This is a genomic window from Dactylosporangium sp. NPDC000555, assembly GCF_040300025.1.
GTDB lineage: Bacteria > Actinomycetota > Actinomycetes > Mycobacteriales > Micromonosporaceae > Dactylosporangium.
Genome location: NZ_JBEPDB010000032.1, coordinates 46892 through 68990, shown reverse-complemented (window position 1 = coordinate 68990; position 22099 = coordinate 46892). Strand labels below are relative to the sequence as shown.

General features: G+C 69.0%; 17 protein-coding genes, 1 pseudogene and 1 riboswitch. Of the genes and pseudogenes, 13 read left to right on the top strand and 5 right to left on the bottom strand.

Annotated elements, in window-relative coordinates; translation table 11 throughout:
* Positions 1–185: 185 nt before the first annotated feature.
* On the top strand, positions 186–1016 hold the full coding sequence (locus ABT297_RS20605; RefSeq protein ID WP_350551808.1) for an SAM-dependent methyltransferase: 831 nt from the start codon (positions 186–188) through the stop codon (positions 1014–1016).
* A gap of 72 nt (positions 1017–1088) precedes the next feature.
* On the opposite strand, the gene ABT297_RS20600 is transcribed toward ABT297_RS20605, so the two are convergent.
* Positions 1089–4481: a DNA polymerase III subunit alpha gene (locus ABT297_RS20600; protein WP_350551806.1), complete on the bottom strand. Its 3393-nt coding sequence runs from the start codon at positions 4479–4481 to the stop codon at positions 1089–1091.
* Between the two features lie 149 nt (positions 4482–4630).
* Entirely contained in the window at positions 4631–5110 is a 480-nt protein-coding gene (locus ABT297_RS20595; RefSeq protein ID WP_350551804.1) for a GNAT family N-acetyltransferase, read from the bottom strand.
* 60 nt (positions 5111–5170) lie between these two features.
* Here ABT297_RS20595 and ABT297_RS20590 point away from each other — a divergent pair.
* Positions 5171–6213: pseudogene (locus ABT297_RS20590) on the top strand (NAD(P)-dependent alcohol dehydrogenase).
* Positions 6214–6386: 173 nt separating this feature from the next.
* Here the strand turns inward: ABT297_RS20590 and ABT297_RS20585 are convergent.
* The gene (locus ABT297_RS20585; protein ID WP_350551802.1) at positions 6387–7184 is read right to left on the bottom strand and encodes an SDR family oxidoreductase; all 798 of its coding nucleotides are present in this window, start codon (positions 7182–7184) and stop codon (positions 6387–6389) included.
* 209 nt (positions 7185–7393) lie between these two features.
* Positions 7394–7506, top strand: a riboswitch (SAM riboswitch).
* Here ABT297_RS20585 and ABT297_RS20580 point away from each other — a divergent pair.
* The 5 genes from ABT297_RS20580 to ABT297_RS20560 all read left to right on the top strand — a co-directional run bounded on the left by ABT297_RS20580 (position 7487) and on the right by ABT297_RS20560 (position 12986).
* Positions 7487–7633, top strand: a complete 147-nt coding sequence (locus ABT297_RS20580; RefSeq protein ID WP_350551848.1) for a putative leader peptide — start codon at positions 7487–7489, stop codon at positions 7631–7633. Its footprint overlaps the riboswitch before it by 20 nt.
* A 91-nt stretch (positions 7634–7724) precedes the next feature.
* The gene (locus ABT297_RS20575; protein ID WP_350551800.1) at positions 7725–8960 is read left to right on the top strand and encodes an LLM class flavin-dependent oxidoreductase; all 1236 of its coding nucleotides are present in this window, start codon (positions 7725–7727) and stop codon (positions 8958–8960) included.
* Positions 8961–8978: 18 nt separating this feature from the next.
* Complete coding sequence (locus ABT297_RS20570) at positions 8979–10361, top strand: NtaA/DmoA family FMN-dependent monooxygenase (protein ID WP_350551798.1); 1383 nt, start codon at positions 8979–8981, stop codon at positions 10359–10361.
* 2 nt (positions 10362–10363) lie between these two features.
* Complete coding sequence (locus ABT297_RS20565) at positions 10364–11740, top strand: NtaA/DmoA family FMN-dependent monooxygenase (RefSeq protein WP_350551795.1); 1377 nt, start codon at positions 10364–10366, stop codon at positions 11738–11740.
* A 109-nt stretch (positions 11741–11849) separates the two neighbouring features.
* On the top strand, positions 11850–12986 hold the full coding sequence (locus ABT297_RS20560) for an LLM class flavin-dependent oxidoreductase (RefSeq protein WP_350551793.1): 1137 nt from the start codon (positions 11850–11852) through the stop codon (positions 12984–12986).
* Between the two features lie 6 nt (positions 12987–12992).
* On the opposite strand, the gene ABT297_RS20555 is transcribed toward ABT297_RS20560, so the two are convergent.
* Together ABT297_RS20555 and ABT297_RS20550 are read right to left on the bottom strand one after the other, a co-directional pair.
* Positions 12993–13142, bottom strand: a complete 150-nt coding sequence (locus tag ABT297_RS20555) for a hypothetical protein (protein WP_350551790.1) — start codon at positions 13140–13142, stop codon at positions 12993–12995.
* Positions 13143–13359: 217 nt separating this feature from the next.
* The gene (locus tag ABT297_RS20550) at positions 13360–14553 is read right to left on the bottom strand and encodes a GNAT family N-acetyltransferase (RefSeq protein WP_350551788.1); all 1194 of its coding nucleotides are present in this window, start codon (positions 14551–14553) and stop codon (positions 13360–13362) included.
* A 403-nt stretch (positions 14554–14956) separates the two neighbouring features.
* Here ABT297_RS20550 and ABT297_RS20545 point away from each other — a divergent pair, with 403 nt between their 5' ends.
* The 6 genes from ABT297_RS20545 (at position 14957) to ABT297_RS20520 (ending at position 22028) form a co-directional block, all read left to right on the top strand.
* The gene (locus tag ABT297_RS20545) at positions 14957–15934 is read left to right on the top strand and encodes a cyclase family protein (RefSeq protein WP_350551785.1); all 978 of its coding nucleotides are present in this window, start codon (positions 14957–14959) and stop codon (positions 15932–15934) included.
* Positions 15935–16151: 217 nt separating this feature from the next.
* Positions 16152–17141 carry an MBL fold metallo-hydrolase gene (locus ABT297_RS20540; RefSeq protein WP_350551783.1) on the top strand — a complete coding sequence of 330 codons (990 nt, stop codon included), beginning with the start codon at positions 16152–16154 and terminating at the stop codon, positions 17139–17141.
* A gap of 12 nt (positions 17142–17153) precedes the next feature.
* On the top strand, positions 17154–18338 hold the full coding sequence (locus ABT297_RS20535) for an alpha/beta hydrolase family protein (RefSeq protein WP_350551781.1): 1185 nt from the start codon (positions 17154–17156) through the stop codon (positions 18336–18338).
* 82 nt (positions 18339–18420) lie between these two features.
* Entirely contained in the window at positions 18421–19266 is an 846-nt protein-coding gene (locus tag ABT297_RS20530) for an SDR family NAD(P)-dependent oxidoreductase (protein ID WP_350551779.1), read from the top strand.
* Positions 19267–19413: 147 nt separating this feature from the next.
* On the top strand, positions 19414–20667 hold the full coding sequence (locus ABT297_RS20525) for an acyl-CoA dehydrogenase family protein (protein ID WP_350551777.1): 1254 nt from the start codon (positions 19414–19416) through the stop codon (positions 20665–20667).
* On the top strand, positions 20664–22028 hold the full coding sequence (locus ABT297_RS20520) for a phosphotransferase family protein (protein ID WP_350551775.1): 1365 nt from the start codon (positions 20664–20666) through the stop codon (positions 22026–22028). The genes ABT297_RS20525 and ABT297_RS20520 overlap by 4 nt, the downstream gene beginning before the upstream one ends.
* Positions 22029–22099: the final 71 nt, after the last annotated feature.

The following is a 22099-nucleotide window of genomic DNA, read 5'->3' as shown; positions in this document are numbered from 1 at the left end:
AACTGTCACCCACGTCGAGGCGGTGCCGCAGCCCGTCCAGCAGCCGGTCGGCCAGCACATGTCACTCATGCACACGGGGCCGGCGACGGTTATGCGTGTGGTGACGGGCACCGCTAGGCTGACGGCGCAGTCCGGCACGCCGACGCGCGAGCCGGACAACGACAACTGACGGATTGAGGTCGCCCGTGGTCGATCAAGCAGCAGGTCACGACGCGCCGCACAGCGCGATCGACGCGTCCGTTCCGCAGCCGGCCCGCCGGTACAACTACTGGCTCGGCGGCAAGGACAACTTCGCCGTCGACCGCGCGTCCGGCGACGAAATCGCGAAGGTGTTCCCGACGGTTCGCACCATGGCCGTGGAAAACCGGCGGTTCCTGCAGCGGGCGACCGGATTCCTGGCCCGCGAGGCCGGCATCCGGCAGTTCCTGGACATCGGCACCGGCCTGCCCACCGCCGACAACACCCACGAGGTCGCCCAGGCCATCGCACCCGAGTCCCGGGTCGTCTACGTCGACAACGATCCGATGGTCATGGTCCACGCCCGCGCCCTGCTCACCAGCAGCCCGCAGGGCAGGACCGCCTACCTCGAAGCCGACCTCCGCGAGCCCGGCAAGATTCTCGCCCACCCGGAGCTGCGTGACACGCTCGACCTGTCGCAGCCGGTCGGGCTCATGCTCATCGCGGTCCTGCACTTCATTCACGGCCACGGCGCGGCCGCGCCGATCGTCCGGCAGCTGCTCGACGCATTGCCCTCCGGCAGCTTCCTCGTCGCCAGCAACGCCACCAAGGACTTCTCGCCACCGCACATCGCGGCCGCCTACGACTCGATGATCGCCAGCGGCCGCACCGACGCATGGCCACGCGACCGCGCCGAGTTCGCCGAGCTGTTCGACGGACTCGACCTCGTGGAGCCGGGCATCGTCGCGGTCAGCGAATGGCGCGCCGAGGCGGAGCCGCCGCCCCGTCCCACCGCCGCCGACGTCGCGGTACACGGGGCGGTCGGCCGGAAGCCGTAGCGACCCGGATACGTATGCCGCGCGTGTCTCCGCCGGACGTGGCTGGAGATCACGGTACCGACGGCTGACGGATCACCGTGCGTGCAGCAGGCGGATGTCGGCGGCCCTGGCCGGCCGCGAGCCTGAGGACAACTGCGGGGCGGGCCCGGCCGTCACCGGCGCTGCCGGTGCGCGGCCGTCGGGCGTGGCCGCGAGCAGCTGGCGGACGGCATCGGGGCCGAGGGCCCGGCAGGCAGCGTGGACCGCGGTCAGATCCCATGCGTGGGTGCCCACCGCGGTGAGGCTGCGCGGCCCGCGTCGCTGGAGGGTGCCGCGCAGCACGAGCAGCCCGGAGTGCAAGAGCGTGCGGGCGCAGGCCGGGTGGGTGTCGTCGAAGAAGGCGAGGTCGACGAGGCCGGTTTCGTCATCGAGGGTGGTGAAGATGACGCGGCGTCCGGAGCGGATGGGCGGGGTCTGAACGGCCGACTTCACGCCGGCGACCAGGACGGCTGCGCCGTCTGGCAGGTCGGTGAGGCGGCTGGCGGGCACGGCCCGCAGTTCGTCCAGGAATGGGCGGTACTCCGTCATGATGTGGCGGGACGCGTCCATGCGCAGGAGGCGGAGCTCGGCATGGAGCTTCTCGCGGTCGGTCAGGTCGGGCAGCGAGCTGACGGCGTGCGGGCAGGCGTCGGTGCCGGGAACGGTGAGCTGGGCGGCGTGGACTCGCGGGCGGTCGTGGAGCTGTGCGACGCGCTGGAGTATGTCGTGACGGGTGAGTCCCGGGGTGAGCGGGTCCAGGGCCCCGAGCCGGGCGAGGCGTTCGACGGTCGGTCGGCCGGGGCGGGCGCGCTGCCACAGGTCGGTCAGTGAGGCGTAGGGCCGGCCGGCGGTGATCCGGGCGATTTCGGCGGCGTGGATGCCGTAGAGGTCCGAGAGGGCGAGTCTCAGGCCGTACCCCCGGTCGGGATCGTGGGGGTCGAGGGGTTCGATGCGGTAGTCGGCGCCGGAGCGGTTGACGTCCAGGGGCAGGATCGTGATGCCGTGGCGGCGGGCGTCGGCCAGCAGCAGCCGTTTGGGGTACATGCCGGGGTCGTGGGTGAGGACGCCGGCGTAGAACGCCGCGGGGTGATGGGCCTTCAGCCAGGCGGACTGGTAGGTGGGGACGGCGAAGGCGACGGCGTGGGCCTTGCAGAAGCCGTAGGCGCCGAACGCCTCGAGGATCCGCCAGGTCTGCTCGATCACCGCGGGCCGGTAGCCGCGGGCACGGGCCCGCGTGGTGAACCAGTGGCGCACCCGCGCCTGATCTGCGGTGTCGGCGAGGGCCCGGCGGGCTTCGTCGGCCGTGGCCCGGTCGCAGCCGGTCAGCTGGGCGAGGATCCGTACGACCTGTTCGTGCCACACGACGACGCCGTAGGTCTCCCTCAGGACGGGCACGAGGTCCGGGTGGGGGTAGCGGGGCCGGCGCAGACCGTGGCGCGCGGCGATGAAGGGGCGGACCATGTCGGCGGCGACCGGGCCGGGCCGGAACAGCGAGATGTCGACCACGAGGTCGTGCACGGTCGTCGGCTGGAGGCGGCCGATGAGATCGCGCTGGCCGGGGCTTTCCAGCTGGAAGCAGCCCACGGTGCGGGCGGAGCGGATCAGTTCGAGGGCGGCGGGGTCCTCGGGCGCGACCTGGCGAGGGTCGTCGAGGTCGACGAGGCGGCCGGTGGTGCGGTGGACCTCGGCGACGGCGTGGGCCATGGCGGACTGCATCCGCACGCCCAGGACGTCGAGTTTGAGCAGACCGAGGTCCTCGACGTCGTCCTTGTCGAACTGCGACATCGCCAGGTGCTCGCCGCTGCTGGGCACCACCGGGGTGCGGTCCATGAGTGTGCGGTCGGACAGCAGCACCCCGCAGGGGTGCATGGCGATCGAACGGGGGAGCGCGTCCAGCGCCTCGACGAGGTCCCACAGCCTGGTACAGCGGGCGTAGCGGGCGGCGACGGCGCGCAGTTCGGGCAGCTCGGCGAGTGCGGTGCGGGCATCCCTGGCGCGGATGTGGGGGAAGGCCTTCGCCAGGTCGCCGGTCTCGGCCGGGTCGAGGCCGAGCGCGGCGGCGGTGTCGCGGATGGCGTAGCGGATGCGGTACGTCTCGGGCATGCAGACGGTGGCCACCCGCTCGGGGCCGAAGCGGTCGAAGATGGCGCGGTAGACCTCCAGGCGGCGGGCGGACTCCACGTCGATGTCGATGTCGGGCAGTGCGGTGCGGCGCGGGGAGAGGAAGCGCTCCATGAGCAGGCCGTGCTGGACGGGGTTGGCGGTGGCGATGCCGAGGAGGTGGACGACCAGCGATCCGGCGGCGGAGCCGCGGGCGGCGACCCGGATGCCCCGGCGCCGGGTGTCGTCCACGATCTGGGCGACGGTCAGGAAGTAGGCGGGATAGCCGAGCGCCTCGATGACCGCGAGCTCCTCTTCCAGGCGTCGAAGCATGGCCGGGTCGTGGTCGTAGCCATGGGCGGCCATGGCCGCCCGGCAGCGGGCCGCCAGCAGGCGGGCCGCGGCGCTCGGGCTCGCCCCGACCAGCTGCGGCTCGGGGAAGTGGACCTGGCCGAGGCCCAGGTCGCCTTCGGGGTCCAGGCGCAGCCGGTCGGCGCAGCGGGCGGTGGCGGCCAGCACGCCTGAGGCGTCCTGGCCGGCGGCGCGGGCGACGCGTTCGGCGATGGCGGCCATGGCGGACGGCGGCTTGAGCCAGCGTTCGCCACCGTCGGTGCGCCGAGGGTCGATGCGGGTCAGGCGGCGGGCGGAGTCCAGGACGTCGGCGACGGGGGCCTGGTCGGCATCGGCGTAGCGGACCGCACCGGCCAGGACCGCCTCGACGCCCTCCTCGGCGGCCAGGTTGAGGGTGCGGGCGGCCAGGGGCAGCGAGCCGGGCCCGGTGCCCCGCGGGTCGTAGTAGGCCACTTCGAGGCGCAGACGGGGGCCGAAGATCTCGCGCCACGGTGCCAGCAGAGCCGCCGCCCGGTCGGGGTCGCCGGCGCCGAGTGCCCGGATGGGTTCCGAGGCGGGGCCGAGGAGGGCGGTCAGGCCGGTGGCGTGGCGCTCGAGGTCGGCCCAGGCGAGCCGGGGTACCGCGCCGGGATGGGCGTGCGCGGCGCTGATCAGGTGGCACAGCGCGGCCCAGGAGGCGCGGTCTTCGGCGAGCAGGACCACGCGGGGGGCGCGGTCGGCGGCGAACGCCCGCTCGCGTGCCGTGTGCCAGGTGGCGGGCCGGTGGTGCGGCGCGGCATGCGGGGCGTGGGCGAGATCGGCGCCGAAGAGCGGGCGTACCCCGGCGGCGGCGCAGGCCTTGGCGAAGCGGACGCTGCCGGCCAGGGTGTCCCGGTCGGTCAGCGCCAGCGCGGTGATGCCCCGCTCGGCGGCGCGCTCCACCAGGCGCCCGGGGAGAGCGGCGCCGTAGCGCAGCGAGTACCCCGAGGCGACGTGCAGGTGCGCGAAAGCCGGCACGGCGTCCTCCTCGCGAAGGCCCTGCTACCAGTACCAGCCTCTCTCAGCCCGCTGAGCGGCGCCGCGTCGTACCAGTGACGACATCGACCGATCGTCGAATCATGGCGTGAAGCTGATTGCCGGGCGGCTCGGCATCGGGATCGACGCCGTCACAGGAGCTTTTCGAAGCAGTTGGAGAAGGTCATCGCCTCGTACGGCGGGAAGATCGGAATCCTGGTGTAGCCCGACTTCTCGTACAGCCGAACCGCGTCCGGCTGGCGGTCCCCGGTCTGCAGGATGATGCGCGGCGCGCCGAGCGCGGCCGCGGCCCGCTCGACGTCGGCCAGCAGGGCTACCGCGACCCCCTGGCCACGGTGCGACGGGGCCACGTACATGCGCTTGAGCTCCAGGTCGGCTCCGTGCCACCGCAAGGCCGCGTGCCCGACCGGGAGCCCCTCGGCCGTGTAAGCCACCGAGGTGTAGGCGACGGTGGCCGCCTCGACCGCCACCCGGGTCGCGAACCGGTCGGCGTAGCGCAGCCGCATCTCCGCGCTCATGGCGTCGCGCAGCGCCACCGCAGACGGTTCATCCCACGCAACGCCCTCAACCCGGATGAGAGCGGTGCCGGGATCGGATGTGCCGGTCGACATAAAGCTATATTAGACATAGGTTTTACCAAGAATGCTCCGCGACGACCACCGAAGGACAGCATGCGCACCGTCAACGCCATCGCCGCGACCTCGGCCACCGACCCGCTCACGCGGACCACGATCGAGCGGCGCGTCCTCGGGCCGCACGACGTCCTCATCGAGATCCGCTACGCGGGCATCTGTCACTCCGACATCCACACCGTGCGTGGGGAGTGGGGAGAGGTGCCGTACCCGCTCACCGTCGGCCACGAGATCGTCGGCCAGGTCGCCGAGGTCGGCCGCGAGGTCACTCGGCACGCCATCGGCGACCGGGTCGGCGTCGGCTGCATGGTCAACTCGTGCCGCGAGTGCGAGAACTGTCAGGCCGGGCAGGAGCAGTACTGCCTCAATGGCAACACCGGGACGTACGGGAGCGTCGACCGCGACGGCACCGTCACGCAGGGCGGCTACTCGACCCACATCGTCGTCAACGACGACTTCGTCCTGCGGGTGCCCGAGAGTATCCCGTACGAGAAGGCGGCGCCCCTGCTCTGTGCGGGCATCACCACATACTCGCCGCTCGCGCGCTGGAACGCCGGACCCGGCCGGAAGGTTGCCGTCGTCGGCCTGGGCGGCCTGGGCCACATGGCCGTCAAGATCGCCGCGGCGATGGGTGCCGAGGTGACCGTACTGTCGCAGACGCTGGGCAAGAAGGATGACGGGCTCGCGTTCGGCGCCCGGGACTATTACGCCACTGGCGACCCGGTTACGTTCGAAGCCCTCAAGAACACCTTCGACCTGATCATCAACACGGTCAGCGCCCCGATCGACGTGGCGGCCTACCTGAGCCTGCTGCGCCTGGACGGCACGCTGGTCAACGTTGGCGCCCCGCCGCAGCCACTGCCGGTGCCGGTGTTCGCGCTGTTCGGCAACCGGCGCTCCTTGCCGGTTCCAGCATCGGCGGCATCGCCGAGACCCAGGAAATGCTGGATTTCTGCGCCGAGCGAGGCATTGCCCCCGACGTCGAGCTCATCAACGCCGACGCGGTCAACGAGGCATACGAACGGGTGCTCAAGTCCGACGTACGCTACCGCTTCGTCATCGACATCGACAGCCTGCGCTGAATCGACGACCGTGCCGATGCACCTGATCAACACCAGCTCGCCGGAGCGCTACGTCGAGCTGGCGGGCGCGAGTTCGACGCGGCGCTGACCGGGCTCGACGATGCGGCGCTGCGCGGCCGCGTGCCCGGCCAGGACAACTCGATCGCCTGGATCGCAATGCCTCCGCCGGCCGACTATCCAAGACCGCCGTTGCTCTGAAGAGGCTGGGCGTTGACCCACCCGCCCTCCGCCGAGCAGAGGAACGTGACCAGATTCGCGCAGTCCTGTGGCGCACCGAGCCGTCCCAGCGGCGTGACGCGGATCAGGTCCGCCTTCTGGTCCTCGGTCATCCACCCGGTGTCGGTCGGCCCGGGGTTGACCGCGTTACAGGTCACGCCCAGATGGGCCAGCTCGCGGGCGGCGGCCAGCGTGATCCGGTCCATCGCCCCCTTACTCGCGCCATACGGAAGGTTCCCGGCGGTGTGGTCACTGGTCAGGCTCACGATCCGCCCGCTTCCGTGCCGGCCGCGGAACCGCAGCCCGTACTCCCGAATCAACAGCCACGTCGCCCGCGCGTTGACCGCGAAGTGCCGGTCGAAGCTCTCCACCGTCGTGTCCAACAGGCCGGAGCCGACCGACTCGCAGTGGCACAGCACCAACGCGGTGACGTTTCCCAGCTCGCGCTCGACGTCGTCGAACAGCTGCGCCGGCACCGCCGGGTCGCTCAGGTCCGCCTCAACCGCACATGTTCTCGCCCCGAACGACGCCACCATCTTCTGCAACTCTCCGGGCGCCCCGGGCTCCACGCCCCACCGCATCCGCACGTCATAGGCGGTCCAGTACGTGAAGGCCACGTCCCAGCCAGCCCGGGCCAGACTCAGCACCACGGACGCCGCGATTCCCGCCGAACGTCCCGCCCCCGTGACCAAGGCAATCGGACGCTCCGGCTCTGCCACGTCCTGCCGACTCCCCGCCCGCGTCTCTGCACTCATGACACTCATCATGGCGGGCCGCCCATCGCGCAGCACCCGACTCTGCTCGCGGACGCCGGAGGGCAGGTCGCGGCCGCCACTGGTGGCAGGAACCGGTGGAATCCCACGCGCGGGGCCATGTCGCCGCCGATCCGGGGAATTGCCCGCGATTCCCTAGTGTTCCTATAGGCATTAGACAAGATCTCGCGTCGCAGCTAAGGTCATCAACAAGTTACGAGTGTCAGCGTCAAGCCCTGGCTTGCTGACCGGCAACCCCCCGTCGCCGTGGGGTGCTCCAGGTGACGACCTGGCGGCGCAGATTCATGTACCGCAAGCGCGAGCGGCGTGCGGTGGCGCGCCGGGTGGAGGGCAGGGTCATGACGCGGTTGATCGCCCGTCGGCACATTGATCTGCAGCGCGTGGCCGCCTCGTTGTGTCGCACGCCGCCGGCTGTCCGCCGCACTGGGTAGCCCACCAACGCATCCATGAGCGCGTGCGGCCTGCTGGCATCGGCCGGTTCTTGACCGCTTTTCTGGTCCGTCTCGTCGAAAGCGATACCTCATGTCTGACTCGTCCGATTTCCTTCGCCTGTCCGTCGCCTTGGACGGCGCCGGCTGGCACCCCGCCGCGTGGTATGAGCCCGACGCCCGCCCGCTGGACCTGTTCAAGCCGAAGTACTGGGTTGAGCAGGTGCGGCAGGCCGAACGCGGTCTGCTCGACTTCGTCACGATCGAGGATGCGCTGCGGTTGCAGTCCGACGATCCTCTGCAGGCGGACGAGCGCGCCGACCGGGTCCGCGGCCGCCTCGACGCGACGCTCATCGCGGCCCGCGTCGCGCCGGTGACGAGCCACATCGGTCTGGTGCCGACAGTGATCGTCAACCACACCGAGCCGTTCCATCTGTCCAAGGCGATCGCCACGATCGACTACGCCAGCACAGGCCGCGCCGGCGTTCGGGCGCAGCTGGATGTCCGCGCCGACACCAACGCTCATTTCGGGCGTCGCGAGATCTCACCGCTGAGCCGCGAGGACTACGCCAATATCCAGGCCGGCATCGAGGTTCCGGAATTGCAGCAGCGGCTGCGCGAGTCCTTCGACGAGGCCGCCGACTACGTCGAGGTGCTGCGCCGGCTCTGGGACAGCTGGGAGGACGACGCGGAGATCCGTAACGTCGCCACCGGCAGGTTCATCGACCGGGACAAGCTGCACTACATCGAGTTCCAGGGCCGCTGGTTCTCCGTGAAGGGCCCCTCGATCACCCCGCGGCCGCCGCAGGGGCAGCCGATCGTCACCGCGTTGGGCCACGCGACGATCCCGTACCAGTTCATCGCCCGCTCCGCCGACGTCGGGTTCGTCACGCCACACGACGCCGCACAGGCGGCGGCGATCGTTTCGGAGATCCGTGCGGAGCAGCGGGCGGCCGCGCGCGCGGACGAGACGATCCACGTCTTCGGCGACCTCGTCGTCTTCCTGGACGACAGCCGTGAAGCGGCCGTGGCCCGCAGGCAGCGGTTGGACGAGCGGGCCGGGGCCGAGTACGGCAGCGACGCTCTGATCTTCACCGGAACCCCGGCCGAGCTGGCCGACCTGCTGCTGGACTGGCAGGCCGCCGGGCTCAGCGGCTATCGCCTCCGTCCCGCCGCGGTGCCGCACGACCTGGCCCAGATCACTGACGGGCTCGTCCCCGAGCTGCAGCGTCGCGGCGCCTTCCGCACCGCCTACGAGGCAACGACCCTGCGTGGGCTCCTCGGCCTGCCTCGCCCGGCCAACCGATACGCCACCACCACCGCGGCCTGAGCGGGCAGCGATCACTCCATGAGTACGCCACCGAAGCAGGTCCACCTGGCAGCGGGGTTCCCCGGCGTCAACAACACCACCGTGTGGAGCGACCCTGCCGCGGGTAGCCAGATCGCGTTCGACTCGTTCCGGCATGTCGCCCAGACGGCCGAGCGGGGCAAGTTCGACTTCTTCTTCCTGGCCGAGGGACTGCGGCTGCGCGAACAGGGCGGCAAGATCTACGACCTGGACATCGTCGGGCGGCCCGACACCTTCACCGTGCTGGCCGCCCTGGCGGCCGTGACCGAGCACATCGGCCTGGCCGGCACGATCAACTCCACGTTCAACGAGCCGTACGAGCTCGCCCGGCAGTTCGCCAGCCTGGACTGGCTCTCGGACGGCCGGGCGGCGTGGAACGTGGTCACCAGTTGGGATGCGTTCACCGGGGAGAACTTCCGCCGCGGCGGCTACCTGCCCCAGGACCAGCGCTATGCGCGAGCGAAGGCATTCCTGCAGACCGCGAGCGAACTGTGGGACTCCTGGCGCGGCGACGAGATCCTCGCCGACAAGGAGTCCGGGCAGTTCCTCGCCACGCCGGCGCCCGGGGCGTTCGCGCACGCCGACGCGCAGTTCGACATCCGTGGCCAGTTCAACGTGCCCCGCAGCCCGCAAGGCCGTCCCGTGGTCCTGCAGGCCGGCGAGTCCGACGAAGGGCGCGAGTTCGCGGCGTCGTCCGCCGACGTGATCTTCTCCCGGTACTCGCAGTACGACGAGGCTCGGGCGTTCTACGCCGACGTGAAGAACCGCCTCGCCAGGTACGGCCGCAGCCGAGACGACCTGCTGATTCTCCCGGCGACCGGGTTTGTCCTGGGCGACACCGACGCCGAGGCGGCCGAACTTGCCCGCGAGGTGCGGCTGGCGCAGGTCTCACCCGCGACCACGATCAAGTTTCTCGAACAGCTGTGGAACACCGACCTGTCCGACCACGACCCCGACGGGCCGCTGCCGGCGTTCGACCCGGTGGTCAGCGACGTCGACGGCTCGATCGCCAAAGGCAACGCCGGAGCCCGCCAGTTCGCCAAGGACCCGATCGGTTTGGCCGACCGGTGGCGCGCCAAGGCCGCGGCCGAAAACCTGACCAGCCGCGAACTGATCATCGAGGTCACCGCCCGCAACATCTTCGTCGGCTCGCCGGCCACGGTCGCCGACCAGATCGACCGGTTCGTCCAAGAAGACGCCAGCGACGGATTCATCATCGGCGCCCACGTCGTCCCGACAGGCCTGGACCCCTTCGTCGACAAGGTGATCCCGCTGCTGCAGGAACGCGGCGTGTACCGCACCGAGTACGCGGGAACGACGCTGCGCGACCACCTCGGCCTCGCGCCACTGGCCGCGCCCGCGGCCAGCACTCCTGAGAGGTAGACATGTCCAAGCCGATCAAGCAGGTCCACCTGGCTGCCCACTTCCCGGGTGTCAACAACACGACCGTGTGGAGTGACCCGGCCGGCGGCAGCCACATCGAGTTCGAGAGCTTCAAGCACTTCGCGCAGACCGCCGAGCGGGGCAAGTTCGACTTCCTGTTCCTGGCCGAGGGGCTGCGGCTGCGCGAACAGGGCGGGAAGATCTACGACCTGGACGTCGTCGGGCGGCCCGACACCTTCACGGTGCTGGCCGCGATCGCCGCGGTCACCGAGCACCTCGGGGTGGCCGGGACGATCAACTCCACGTTCAACGAGCCCTATGAGGTGGCGCGGCAGTTCGCCAGCCTGGACTGGCTCTCCGATGGCCGGGCGGCGTGGAACGTGGTCACGAGCTGGGACGCGTTCACGGGGGAGAACTTCCGTCGCGGCGGCTTCCTGCCCCAGGATCAGCGTTACGAGCGGGCCAAGACGTTCCTGCAGACCGCGATCGAGCTGTGGGACTCGTGGCAGGGCGACGAGATCGTCGCCGACAAGGAGACCGGCCGGTTCCTGTCCACCCCGACACCGGGACGCTTCGCCCACCGGGATGCGCACTTCGACATCGCCGGGCAGTTCAACGTGCCGCGCAGCCCGCAGGGCCGTCCGGTGATCCTCCAGGCCGGCGACTCCGACGCGGGGCGCGAGTTCGCCGCCGCCCAGGCCGACGCGATCTTCACGAGCCGCACGCAGCTCGAGGCCGGACAGGCGTTCTACACCGACGTGAAGAACCGACTGGCCAAGTACGGCCGCGCCCGGGACCAGCTGCTGATCCTGCCCGCGGCGACCTTCGTGCTGGGCGACACGGACGCCGAGGCCGCCGAGATCGCCCAGCAGGTGCGACTCGCGCAGGTCTCGCCGCCGACCGCGATCGCGTTCCTCGAACAGCTCTGGAACACCGACCTGTCCAGCTTCGACCCCGACGGTCCGCTGCCGAGCTTCGACCCGGTCGTCAGCGACGTTGACGGGTTGATCTCCAAGGGAAGGGCCAGCGTCCGAAACCTCGCCAAGGACCCGATCGGCCTGGCCAACGAGTGGCGCGAGATCGCGGCGGCCAAGAACCTCTCCGCCCGCGAGCTGATCGTCGAGGTGACCGGCCGGCAGTCCTTCGTCGGCTCGGCCGACACCATCGCGACGGCGATCAATCATCACGTGCAGGAGGACGCCAGCGACGGCTTCATCCTGGTCCCGCACATCACCCCGGCCGGACTGGATCCGTTCGTCGACAAGGTGGTGCCGCTCCTGCAGGAGCGTGGCGTCTTCCGCACCGAGTACGAGGGCAGCACGCTGCGCGAGAACCTGGGACTTGCCCCTGTCAGCGTGCAGAGCCGGGGGATCGCATGAGCGGTCCGGAGCGAAGCGGAGGGCACGGCATGAGCGAGTCTCGGCGAGCGCATCACCACCAGGGCCGGCGTGACGCTTCATTCGCGCCCGCGGCGAAGCGAGGACGGCGATGAAGTTCATCACCATCACCCTGATCGTCCACGCACCCGACCCGGTGACGGGTGCGCAGAAGTCGACCCACGACCGGTTCGCCGAGGTACTGAAGAACGCGCTGCTGGCCGAGGAGCTCGGCTTCGACGGGTTCGGCGTCGGCGAGCGGCACGAGCGCCCCTTCATCTCGTCCTCGCCGACCGTCGTGCTCAGCCACATCGCCGCGCTGACCACGCGGATTCGGCTGTTCACGGCGGTCACCACCCTGAGCCTGCTCGACCCCGTCCGCGCCTTCGAGGACTACGCCACCCTCGACCACCTCTCCCAGGGCCGGCTGGACCTGATCATCGGCAAGGGCAACGGCGAGGCGCAGCGCAACCTGTTCAACGTCACGCCCGAGGACCAATGGGACCGCAACGCCGAGTCCTACGAGGTGTTCCGCGGCCTCTGGCACGAGAACAAGATCACCTACGCCGCGAAGTTCCGGCCGCGGCTGAAGGATGCCGAGGTCTGGCCGCGGCCCTACCAGCGCCCGATCCGGATCTGGCACGGTAGCGCCACCAGCAGAGAATCGGTGGACCTGGCGGCCCGCTACGGCGATCCGCTGTTCTCCGCGAACGTCACCAACCCGATCGACCCGTACGCGGAGCTGATCGACCACTACCGCGAGCGCTGGGTGCACTACGGCCACGACCCGAAGCTGATTACCATCGGTGCCGGCACCGCGGGTTTCTACGCCGCCAGGAACAGCCAGGACGCGATCGAGACGTACCGGCCGATCTTCGCGGGTCACCTCAAGTTCGCCGAACGGCTCGGCGTCCCGCCGGTGTTCCCGACGCTGGAGGACTTCGTTGAGCGCTCGTCAGCCCTGATCGGCAGCCCCGCGCAGATCATCGACAAGGTGCACCGCTACCACGAGCGGTTCGGCCACCAGGTGCTGCACCTGCAGGCGGACGCGAGCGGCCTGACCGACGCCCAGCACCGGGACAGCCTGGAACTGTTCCAGGCCGAGGTCGCCCCCGTGCTCCGCCGGGAGATTCCCGACCCGCCTCTGGGCTGGGAGCCCGGCCCGATCGTCTCCGACGAGGTGGTGGCGGGCACGCCGAGAACCGAATCCGCCAGCGGCATCGCCGCCCCCATCACCGTCACCGGCTGAAAGACATCACATGACCCGTACGCCGGCCGCGCCGTAAATCTCGATCCCGGAGGTGCGCAGGCTCTCCGCGGCGAGAGCGAGCGCGCCTCCGGCCGACTCGCCGACCTGGACCAGCAGGGTCGGCTTCGCATCAATGACTACCTCGTCGCCGGCCACGGGATCCGGGAAGTCCTCTCGTGCGACACCGCCGCCCTCATCGCAGCTCCTGGCCGAAGAACGCCGCGATCCGACGCTGCCAGGCCGGCATGAACCGGGGAGCACGGGCGGGCGAGTGGTTCCACCGCCGGGGCCACCTCCTGACGCCCCGCATGCCGGCCGGCACGCGGTCGGTGGGGGCTCGCGTGCTCTGGTGCGCGGTGAGCGATGCCTGTGCCTAGTCGGCGCCGGGGATCTGCACGGCGTGCATCGCCGCGCGGCGGCGCAGCCGGAAGCCCAGCTTCTCGTAGAGGCGGATCGCGTTGACGTTGGTACCGACGGCGTGCAGGAACGGGGTCTCCCCACGTTCGCGGATGCCGGCGGCGACGGCGAGGACGAGCCGGGTGCCCAAGCCTTGCCCGCGGAACTCGGCGTCGGTGCAGACGGCGCTGATCTCGGTGAAGCCGGGCGGGTGCAGTCGCTCGCCGGCCATCGCGATCAGGCGCCCGTGGCGGCGGATGCCGACGTAGGCGCCCATGTCGATCGTCCTGGGCAGGTACGGGCCGGGCTTGGTGTGCTCGATCAACTCCAGGATCTCGGGGACGTCGTCCGGAGTGAGCAGGACCGCCTCGGGGTCCGGTCGCGGCTGAACGGACTCGTCGATGAGTTGCACACCTTCACCGCCGCCGATCTCCTGCCACCCTGTCGGCGCTACGACCGTGGGGGGCAGGCCCACGGTCCCGCCAGGGCCGAGCAAACCGGCGAGGTCGGCCCAGTCCTGCTCGGTCGGTTGGTCGGGGATGCCGGTCCACGGGGACACGTCGGTGAGGTAACGGGCCACCTCGCCGCGGCGCTCGGCGAGGTGGGCGTGGTGGCTGTTCAGTGAGGCCAGCGCCGGGTTGTCCAGCGCCCGGGTGGGCGTGCCGTCCGCGGCGGTGGTCAGGTCCAGGCCGAACGCGAGCAGCCGTGTTCCGCCGTCCACGACGCGGGTCTCCCGCTCCGGCAGGCGCGAGAATCCCAACTGCTCGTAAAGGCGGTGCGCACCGAGCATCTGCGGGCCGCTGTTCATCACCACCGCGGCCGCGTAGCGGGCCCGGGCCAGGTCGATCACGTGCTCCGCCAGCAGTCGCCCAACTCCGCGCCGACGTGCGGCAGGAGAGACGGCCAGCAGCCGGAAGTCCAGCTCGCCGGGGCGTGCCAGTTCGCTGAGCCGCCCGCCTGGGCGTGGGGTGGCCACGGTCCCGACTAGCTCGCCGCTGCCGACGTCCACGGCGACCCACACCTGATGTTCGACCGCGCGGGTGGCGACGTCCCGGATGTCGGCCCGGTAGACGTCGCTGATCGTGTAGTCGTGGCGGTAGGCCGCCTCGGCCAGCTCACCGGCGGCGTCGTACTCGCTCGCTGTGACCAGCCGGACCTCGATGTCAGCCATCGTTTCGCACGTCCTGTCCCGTCGTTCCGTGAACGGCTTAATCCCTATCATGCCTACCGAGATAATAGTATTAACCGACGACAGCGACACCCCACGCAGCGTGTACCGCTGCCGGAACAGCCGGGCAATCAGCTCCGCCATCCGGGCCGGGGTCCAACGCTGGTTCTCGGTGTGGCCGGCTCGTCGTGCGGCAGGCACCGCCAGGTCGCCCTCGCTATGAACGCCCGGCGCGGTGTCGTTCTCACCTGGACGAACGGTCGCCGGTACCGACCGGCGGCGGCGGTGGCGTTCCGTTTGAGCGATCGGGCGTAGTCGCTCTGGCGCCGCGAAGGCTCCTTGACAGGGCGTGAGACTTACAGGACTATCGCGATGAGACACTGTCTTGTTTCCTGGAGGAGCTCTCATGACCGCGCCGCGCACGATCGCCACCGTGAAGGAACTCGGCCTGAAGTACAGCAACTGGGGCCGATGGGGTAACGACGACGAGCTGGGCACGCTGAACTACGCGTCGCCGGAGGCGGTCGTCCGGGCGGCAAAGCTGGTCAGGACGGGACGAATCGTGGCGATGGGGCTACCGATCGATGACACGGGGCCCCAGTCCGGTGGAGGCCCATTCGGGCGGTTCAACCCCATCCACCTGATGATTCGGGACGGTGCGGACGTCGTGGCCGGCACGACGATCCGCGACTTCTACGGTGGCGACGACCGGCACCTTCGCGGCGCCGACGACGTGCTGATCATGCCGCTCCAGAGTGGAACCCAATGGGATGCTCTGGCGCACATCTTCTTCGAGGGGAAGATGTACAACGGCTTCGCCGCCGATCAGGTGAGCAGCAAGGGCGCGCTGAAGAACGCCATCACCGCCGGCTGCACGCGTATGGTCGGGCGCGGCGTACTGCTGGATGTCCCTGCTGCCTTGGGCGTGCCGTGGCTCGAGCCTGGTCACGCGATCACTTCCGAGCAACTCGATGCGTGCGAACGCCGCCAGGGCGTCAAGGTTGGCCGAGGCGACTTCGTGTTCGTTCGCACCGGTCAGATGGCCCAGGTGCGGGACCGGGGAGCCTGGGGCGACTACGCGGGCGGGTCCGCGCCGGGTCTCGGCCTCGATGCGGTTCCTTGGGTGGGTGACCGGCAGATCGCCGCACTGGCCACTGACACCTGGGGAATGGAGGTGCGCCCGAACGAGACGCCAGACACCAACCAGCCGTTGCACATCATCTTCCTCGTCTACATGGGGCTCTGGGTCGGGGAGATCTTCGACCTCGAGGCGGTCGCCGAAGCCTGCGCGGAGGAGCAGCGCTGGGAGTTCATGTTCTCTGGGCCGCCCCTGCCGATCACGCGGGCCGTCGGTTCGCCGCTGACGCCCGTCGCGGTGTTCTAGGCGTGGCTGCCGCCAAGCTCAGCGCCATTCCCATGGGCGGACGTCGAGCTCGTCGGCTGCGCGTCATCTGAACTGCCCGGATCGGCGGCGTCCTCCGTCATCGGTCCGGGCACTCGGGAACCGGCTCATCTCGCCACGTGGGGCAGCGCCTGAGCCCGTACCGAGTGCGGCAAGCTGTCGAACTCACTGTCCACCTACGAGGAATGGAGACGGGCCGATGCCTTGCGACGGCGTTCGCATCACCGTTCTCGACGAGAACTTCATCGACATTCTGCTGCCCTCGACCAGCCGCGTCACTCGCTACGGGATGGACCAACACTTCAACTCGAAGTACGGCGAGATCCTCGCCGAGAACGGGCTGTGCTTCTACGTGGAGACGTTCTCCGCCGGAACTGTCACCACGGTGCTGTTCGACGCCGGGCTCACCGCGCCGGTAGTGCTGCACAACGCCGCCCTGCTAGGAATCGATCTTGCAGACGTCGACGCAGTCGTGCTCAGCCACGGCCATCCCGACCACACCGGCGGGGTAATTGGCGTACTGGAAGCCATCGGCCATCCGGTGCCGGTCATCGTCCACCCCGGCGCCTTCGACCCCCGAATGATCGTCAAACCGTACGTCACGCTGCCGATGATCAACATTGGCCTCAATCGCGAGCGGGTCGAGCGCGCGGGTGGCGGTCTGATCCAGGCGCGTGGACCGATTCAGCTCGGTCCTGGCCTGTTCACCTCCGGTGAGATGGAGACGACCTTCGACTTCGAACTCGAGGCGCCGACCGGCCGTTGGTGCGTCCACGCCGACGGCGCCGTCGAACCTGACGACATCAACGACCACCAAGTGCTCGGCATCGACATCGCGGGTGAGGGTGTCCTCGTGATCGACCCGTGCGGACATCGCGGAATCGTCAGCTCGACCGAGCACATGCGCAAGCTCCTCTCCAACGAGACCATCTACGGCGTCATGGGCGGCTTCCACACGGGTCATCCCGGCATCAGTGCCCATCGAATCGAGAACACCGCACGCCGGCTCGCGGAGTATTCACCGCAGCTCATCGCTCCCATGCACTGCAGCGGATTTTCGCTGAAACGTGCAGTCGCGGAGGTCGCACCTGATGCTTTCGAGCTGATGACCGCCGGATCCGTGATCACAGTCGGCGAGGTTCCCCCGCAGACACGCAAGCTCCAGACCAGTTCTGTGCGCATCAACTGAGAGGCAAGCCAAATGACGTTTCAGTATTTTCCCGATGAGCCCATGTACTCCCAAGGTGTACTGCTCGCTCTCAACACCGGAGCCGACGTCAACGAGGTCGATCGTGCCTGCCGGAGCTTCGCCGAGCGTGGCGATACCCCCGCCGGGGTGGCTTGGTACGAGTCCTGGTCGGCGGTCGCCAACCTGGTCGCTGGCCAGGCGAGCGTCGACGAGAGGGCCGGCAGGCTGTTCACCGCCGCGCACAAGCACCGCAGGGCGTGCATCTATTACATCCTCGCCGAGCGCTACCTGGACGCCACGGACGAGAGGAAGCAGGTCGCCTACCGCTCGGTCCTGGACGAGTTCGCTGCCTTTGTCGCGTGCTCAGGTGAACCGGTCGAGTTCGTGGAGGTTCCCTATGCGGGGACCAGCCTGCCCTGCCTCTTCATACCCGCCGGCGGTCCCGGGCCGTCGCCGACCGTCATCAACATCGACGGCTTCGACATGTTCAAGGAGATCTTGTACCTGCGTCGCGGTGATCAGGCCCGACTGCGCGGACTCTCCATGCTCGTCGTGGACACCCCGGGCGTCGGTGAGGCGTTGCGGCTGCGAGGCATGCCCGCACGGTTCGACACCGAGGTGCCCATCGCGGCCTGCGTGGACTATCTCGAGACTCGCGCTGACGTGGATCCAGACCGTATCGGCCTGCTGGGCAACAGCCTGGGCGGCTACTATGCGCCGCGAGCGGCCTCGTTCGAGAAGCGCCTGAAGTGCTGCGCCGCATGGGGGGCCGCTTTCAACGCCGGGCCGCGGGTCCGTCAGATGTACGGCTCTGACGCCGTGCTGTCGGCTCCCGCCAGTCAGCTCCTGTGGGTGACGGGACAGGAAACCCTGGAGGAGGCGCTACGGGTCATGGACGACTTCAACCTGGCGCCAGTCCTGTCGCAGCTGAACGTACCACTGCTCGTGCTGCACGGCGAGAACGACCACCTCGTGCCGTGGGAGAACGCGGAGCAGACCGTGGCGGCGGCAACGGGCTCACCGCGCGTGGACCTTGTCCGCGGAACGGCCGAGCTCGGCGGCGCCGGTCACGTGTCGATGGACAACTTCGAATCAGGCGCGGACATTATTTTCGACTGGCTCGCCGAGATCCTGTCCGGCCGTCTGAGCAACGATTCCGGTGCCCATGAGCGCACGCGCTCCTCGACCGGGCGCTGAGCGCCATCCATACGCGGTCACGTACGCACCGCCCTCGGCCACCGTCCGCCGCACGTCGTTGCGGCAAGGAGACGACAGCGCGATGAAAGCAAGGCAGACAATGGGAAAGCTTGAAGGCAAGTCCGCCATGGTGACCGGCGGCGGTCGCGGCATCGGTCGCTCGATCGCCCTGAAGCTCGCCGAGGAAGGCGCTCGGGTCGTGGTGAACGACCTCGACGCCGATCCCGCGAACGAGGTGGTCGCGGAGATCGTCAAGAGCGGCGGCGAGGCGCTCGCGGTCCCCGGCAGCGTTACGGGGAAGGGCTTCGCGGACCGCTTTGTGGCCGCCGCGGTAGACAACTTCGGCGGGATCGACATCATCATCAACAATGCCGGATACACGTGGGATGCGGTCATCCAGAAGATGACCGACGAGCAGTGGCACGCGATCGTCGACCTGCACCTCAAGGCGCCGTTCGACATCCTGCGCGCTGCGCAGCCTGTCATCAGCGCAGCTGTCAAGAAGGAGCGTGCGCAGGGGCTGGTCGTCCACCGCAAGGTGGTCAACATTTCCTCCGTCGCCGGTGTCTTCGGCATTGCCGGGCAGTCGAACTACTCGTCGGCCAAGGCCGGGGTCATCGGCCTCACCAAGACTCTCGCGAAGGAGTGGGGCCGCTACAACGTCAACGTCAACTGCGTCGCGTTCGGCTTCATCCACACGCGTCTGACCGAGACGAGCGCGGACGCCAATTCGACGATCACCGTCGAGGGGCGAGAGATCAAGGTTGGAGTGAACCCGCAGCTCCTGGACGCGCTCAAGGACCGCATCCCGCTCGGGCGACCCGGCAGCACTCAGGAGGCAGCCGGCTCGGTCGTCATGCTGACCTACCCGGAAGCCGACTACGTGTCGGGGCAGCTGATCGTCACCGGCGGCGGGTACGAGGGATGACGTCCGCGTGAGGCTGGACGGGCTCAGGCCCTCGTGACGGGTGGTTCCCCGCGGAGCGCCATCGATGCTGCGTCGACGGCAGCCCAGCGTCCATCCAGCCCACTGGTCCACCGGCCCCACGCCTCGGCCTAGCCAAAAGGATGACCCATGAACCTTGAACTCGCTCCCGACCTGAAAGACCTTCTACGGTCGTTGGACACCTTCATCGAGCGAGAGATCGTGCCGCTTGAGCAGGAGGACGACAACGCACGCTTCTTCGATCATCGAAGGGAGTTCTCGCGGACGGACATCGAGCAGGGCGGTGTTCCTCGCGAAGACTGGCTGGAACTGCTGGCCGAAGCTCGCCGGCGGGCCGATCGGGCGGGCTTCTATCGCCACAGCATGCCCAAGGAACTCGGCGGCAACGGCGGAGACAATGTTGAGATGGCCGCGATTCGTGAGCACCTGGCACGTCGCGGACTAGGACTGCACAACGACCTGCAGAACGAGCACTCGGTCGTGGGCAATCTCGTCATGGTCGAGCTGATGCACCGCTTCGGCACGGCGGCTCAGCGTGAACAGTTCGTCGAGCCGTGCATCACCGGGGACATGGGACTTGCCTTTGGGCTGACTGAACCCGAACACGGCAGTGATGCGACGTGGATGTCTACCCGTGCGGTACGCGATGGCGGTGACTGGGTGATCACGGGGACCAAGCGCTTCAACACGATCGCGCCGGGGACCACCCATGACGTGATCTTCGCTCGGACGTCCGGCAAGGCCGGCGACGCTACGGGCATCACCGCGTTCATCGTCCCACTGGACGCCCCGGGCCTCGACATTCCGTTCTACTGGTGGACCCTCAACATGCCCACCGACCATGCCGAGTTGACGATCGATCAAGTGCGGGTCCCCGACGACGCGATCCTCGGGGGAGAGGGGGAGGGCTTGGCGGTGGCTCAGACGTTCGTCCACGAAAACCGCATCCGGCAGGCTGCCACAGGCGTGGGTGCCGCCCTGTACTGCATCGATCGGTCGGTCGAGTACGCGAAGAACCGGGTCACGTTCGGTCGTCCGCTCGCTTCGCGCCAAGCGATCCAGTGGCCGCTGGTCGAGTTGCGCACGGAGGCCGAGCTTGTCCGGACGCTCATTCACAGGACCGCATTCGAAATGGACCAGCTTCACGCTGCGGGATTGCCGGCCGTGACGATCGGTCATCTGGTGTCGATGTGCAACTACCGGGGCAACCGGTTGGTGTGCCAGGCGGCGGATCAGGCCATGCAGGTTCACGGTGGCGTCGGCTATACCCGGCATGAGCCGTTCGAGCACATCTACCGGCACCACCGGCGCTATCGGATTACTGAGGGAAGCGAAGAGATGCAGATCCGGCGGGTGGCCGGCCACATGTTCGGGTTCCTATGACCGCGATGGAGAGTCAGCGCTCGCGGCGACTCGAGCAGATCGTCCGAGGCGCGATCGGCACGAACGATGACGTCTGCCTTGACCGGCTCACAGGTGGTGCGAGCCGGGAAACGCTGCTCGTGACCTTCGGCGAAGCGGGCCGCGAGCGGCGGTACGTCTTACGCATCTCCACTGCGGAGAACATTGGGTCCGGTTCGCTGCGGCTCGAGGCCGATGCCATGGCAGCTGCGGCGGCGGCCGGGGTCCCAGTTCCTCGCGTGCACGTCGTCGGCAGCGACGACGTCGTCGGCGGCACCTACATGTTGATGGACCATGTCGACGGAGAGACCATTGCGCGTCGCATCCTGCGCGAAGACGCCTTCGCGGATGTGAGGGCACATCTCGCCGGTGACCTGGGAAAAACACTCGGGCGCATCCACGGCGCCTCGATCGATTCCGAAGAGCTGCGAACGCTGGATCCGGACCCCATCCTGCGACTGCTCGCATCGTCCGGTCGCGACAGGCCGCCCGACCCAGGCCTCGCGCTCGGTGTGGCGTGGCTGCGCGACAATCGGCCCCCACCAGCGTCGCAGTGCCTGGTGCACGGTGACCTGCGGCTCGGCAACCTCATCCTGGGACGCGAGGGCTTGCGTGCCGTGCTCGACTGGGAGTGCGCCCATATCGGGGATCCCGTGGAGGACATCGGCTGGCTGTGCGCGAAGGTCTGGCGATTCGGCTCAGCGCTCCCAGCCGCCGGCGTAGGCACCCGGGATGAGCTGCTTGACGGTTACGAATCGGTCACCGGATGGCGGCCGAGTGCGGCGCAGGTTCATTGGTGGGAGCTGTACGCCACCATCAGGTGGGGACTCGGCTGCGCTCTGCAGGCTGACCGGCACCTCAGCGGGGCTGAGACCTCGATCGAGTTGCTCGCAATCGGTCGCCGTGCCGCTGAGCAAGAGTTCGACGTTATGCTCGGCCTTGGTCTTGACGCGCCGTTCCGTGCGGAAGACGTACTCGAGGAGGGCGGGCCGGAACCGCACGGCGGGTACGGCCGGCCTACCGCGGACGACCTGGCGGCCGGCGTCGAGGCATTCTTGGAGTCCGAAGCGATTCCCCTGGGGGCACGCTTCGGTTTCAACGCGCGAATTGCCGCCAACGTGATGCGCACGCTTCGCAGAGAGTTGCGTCTTCGCGATGAACATGGCGTTCGCCACCGTGCTCGGCTGGAAGGGCTCGGGGTTTGTGACGACGAGGCGCTGAGCCGAGCAATTCTCGATGGCTCTCTGAGCGACCGCTCTGATGAGGTCATTGAGACCGTCCGCGCGAGTGTGCGGGAACGATTGCTCGTGTCCAACCCGCACCATCTCTCGCGTCCTGCCTGACCGCCACGACCTGTAGCCTCTGGCAACGCCTGGTGTCAATCCCCTGGATACGATCTCGGCCGTGTCGCCGC

Bases quoted from the DNA above. Each gene is read 5' to 3' on its own strand.
- ABT297_RS20530 (WP_350551779.1), top strand. From the start codon at position 18,421: ATGAAAGCAAGGCAGACAATGGGAAAGCTTGAAGGCAAGTCCGCCATG.
- ABT297_RS20560 (WP_350551793.1), top strand. From the start codon at position 11,850: ATGAAGTTCATCACCATCACCCTGATCGTCCACGCACCCGACCCGGTG.
- ABT297_RS20595 (WP_350551804.1), bottom strand. From the start codon at position 5,110: ATGTCGACCGGCACATCCGATCCCGGCACCGCTCTCATCCGGGTTGAG.
- ABT297_RS20545 (WP_350551785.1), top strand. From the start codon at position 14,957: ATGACCGCGCCGCGCACGATCGCCACCGTGAAGGAACTCGGCCTGAAG.
- ABT297_RS20520 (WP_350551775.1), top strand. From the start codon at position 20,664: ATGACCGCGATGGAGAGTCAGCGCTCGCGGCGACTCGAGCAGATCGTC.
- ABT297_RS20585 (WP_350551802.1), bottom strand. From the start codon at position 7,184: ATGAGTGCAGAGACGCGGGCGGGGAGTCGGCAGGACGTGGCAGAGCCG.
- ABT297_RS20570 (WP_350551798.1), top strand. From the start codon at position 8,979: ATGAGTACGCCACCGAAGCAGGTCCACCTGGCAGCGGGGTTCCCCGGC.
- ABT297_RS20525 (WP_350551777.1), top strand. From the start codon at position 19,414: ATGAACCTTGAACTCGCTCCCGACCTGAAAGACCTTCTACGGTCGTTG.
- ABT297_RS20540 (WP_350551783.1), top strand. From the start codon at position 16,152: ATGCCTTGCGACGGCGTTCGCATCACCGTTCTCGACGAGAACTTCATC.
- ABT297_RS20575 (WP_350551800.1), top strand. From the start codon at position 7,725: ATGTCTGACTCGTCCGATTTCCTTCGCCTGTCCGTCGCCTTGGACGGC.
- ABT297_RS20535 (WP_350551781.1), top strand. From the start codon at position 17,154: ATGACGTTTCAGTATTTTCCCGATGAGCCCATGTACTCCCAAGGTGTA.
- ABT297_RS20565 (WP_350551795.1), top strand. From the start codon at position 10,364: ATGTCCAAGCCGATCAAGCAGGTCCACCTGGCTGCCCACTTCCCGGGT.
- ABT297_RS20580 (WP_350551848.1), top strand. From the start codon at position 7,487: ATGTACCGCAAGCGCGAGCGGCGTGCGGTGGCGCGCCGGGTGGAGGGC.
- ABT297_RS20550 (WP_350551788.1), bottom strand. From the start codon at position 14,553: ATGGCTGACATCGAGGTCCGGCTGGTCACAGCGAGCGAGTACGACGCC.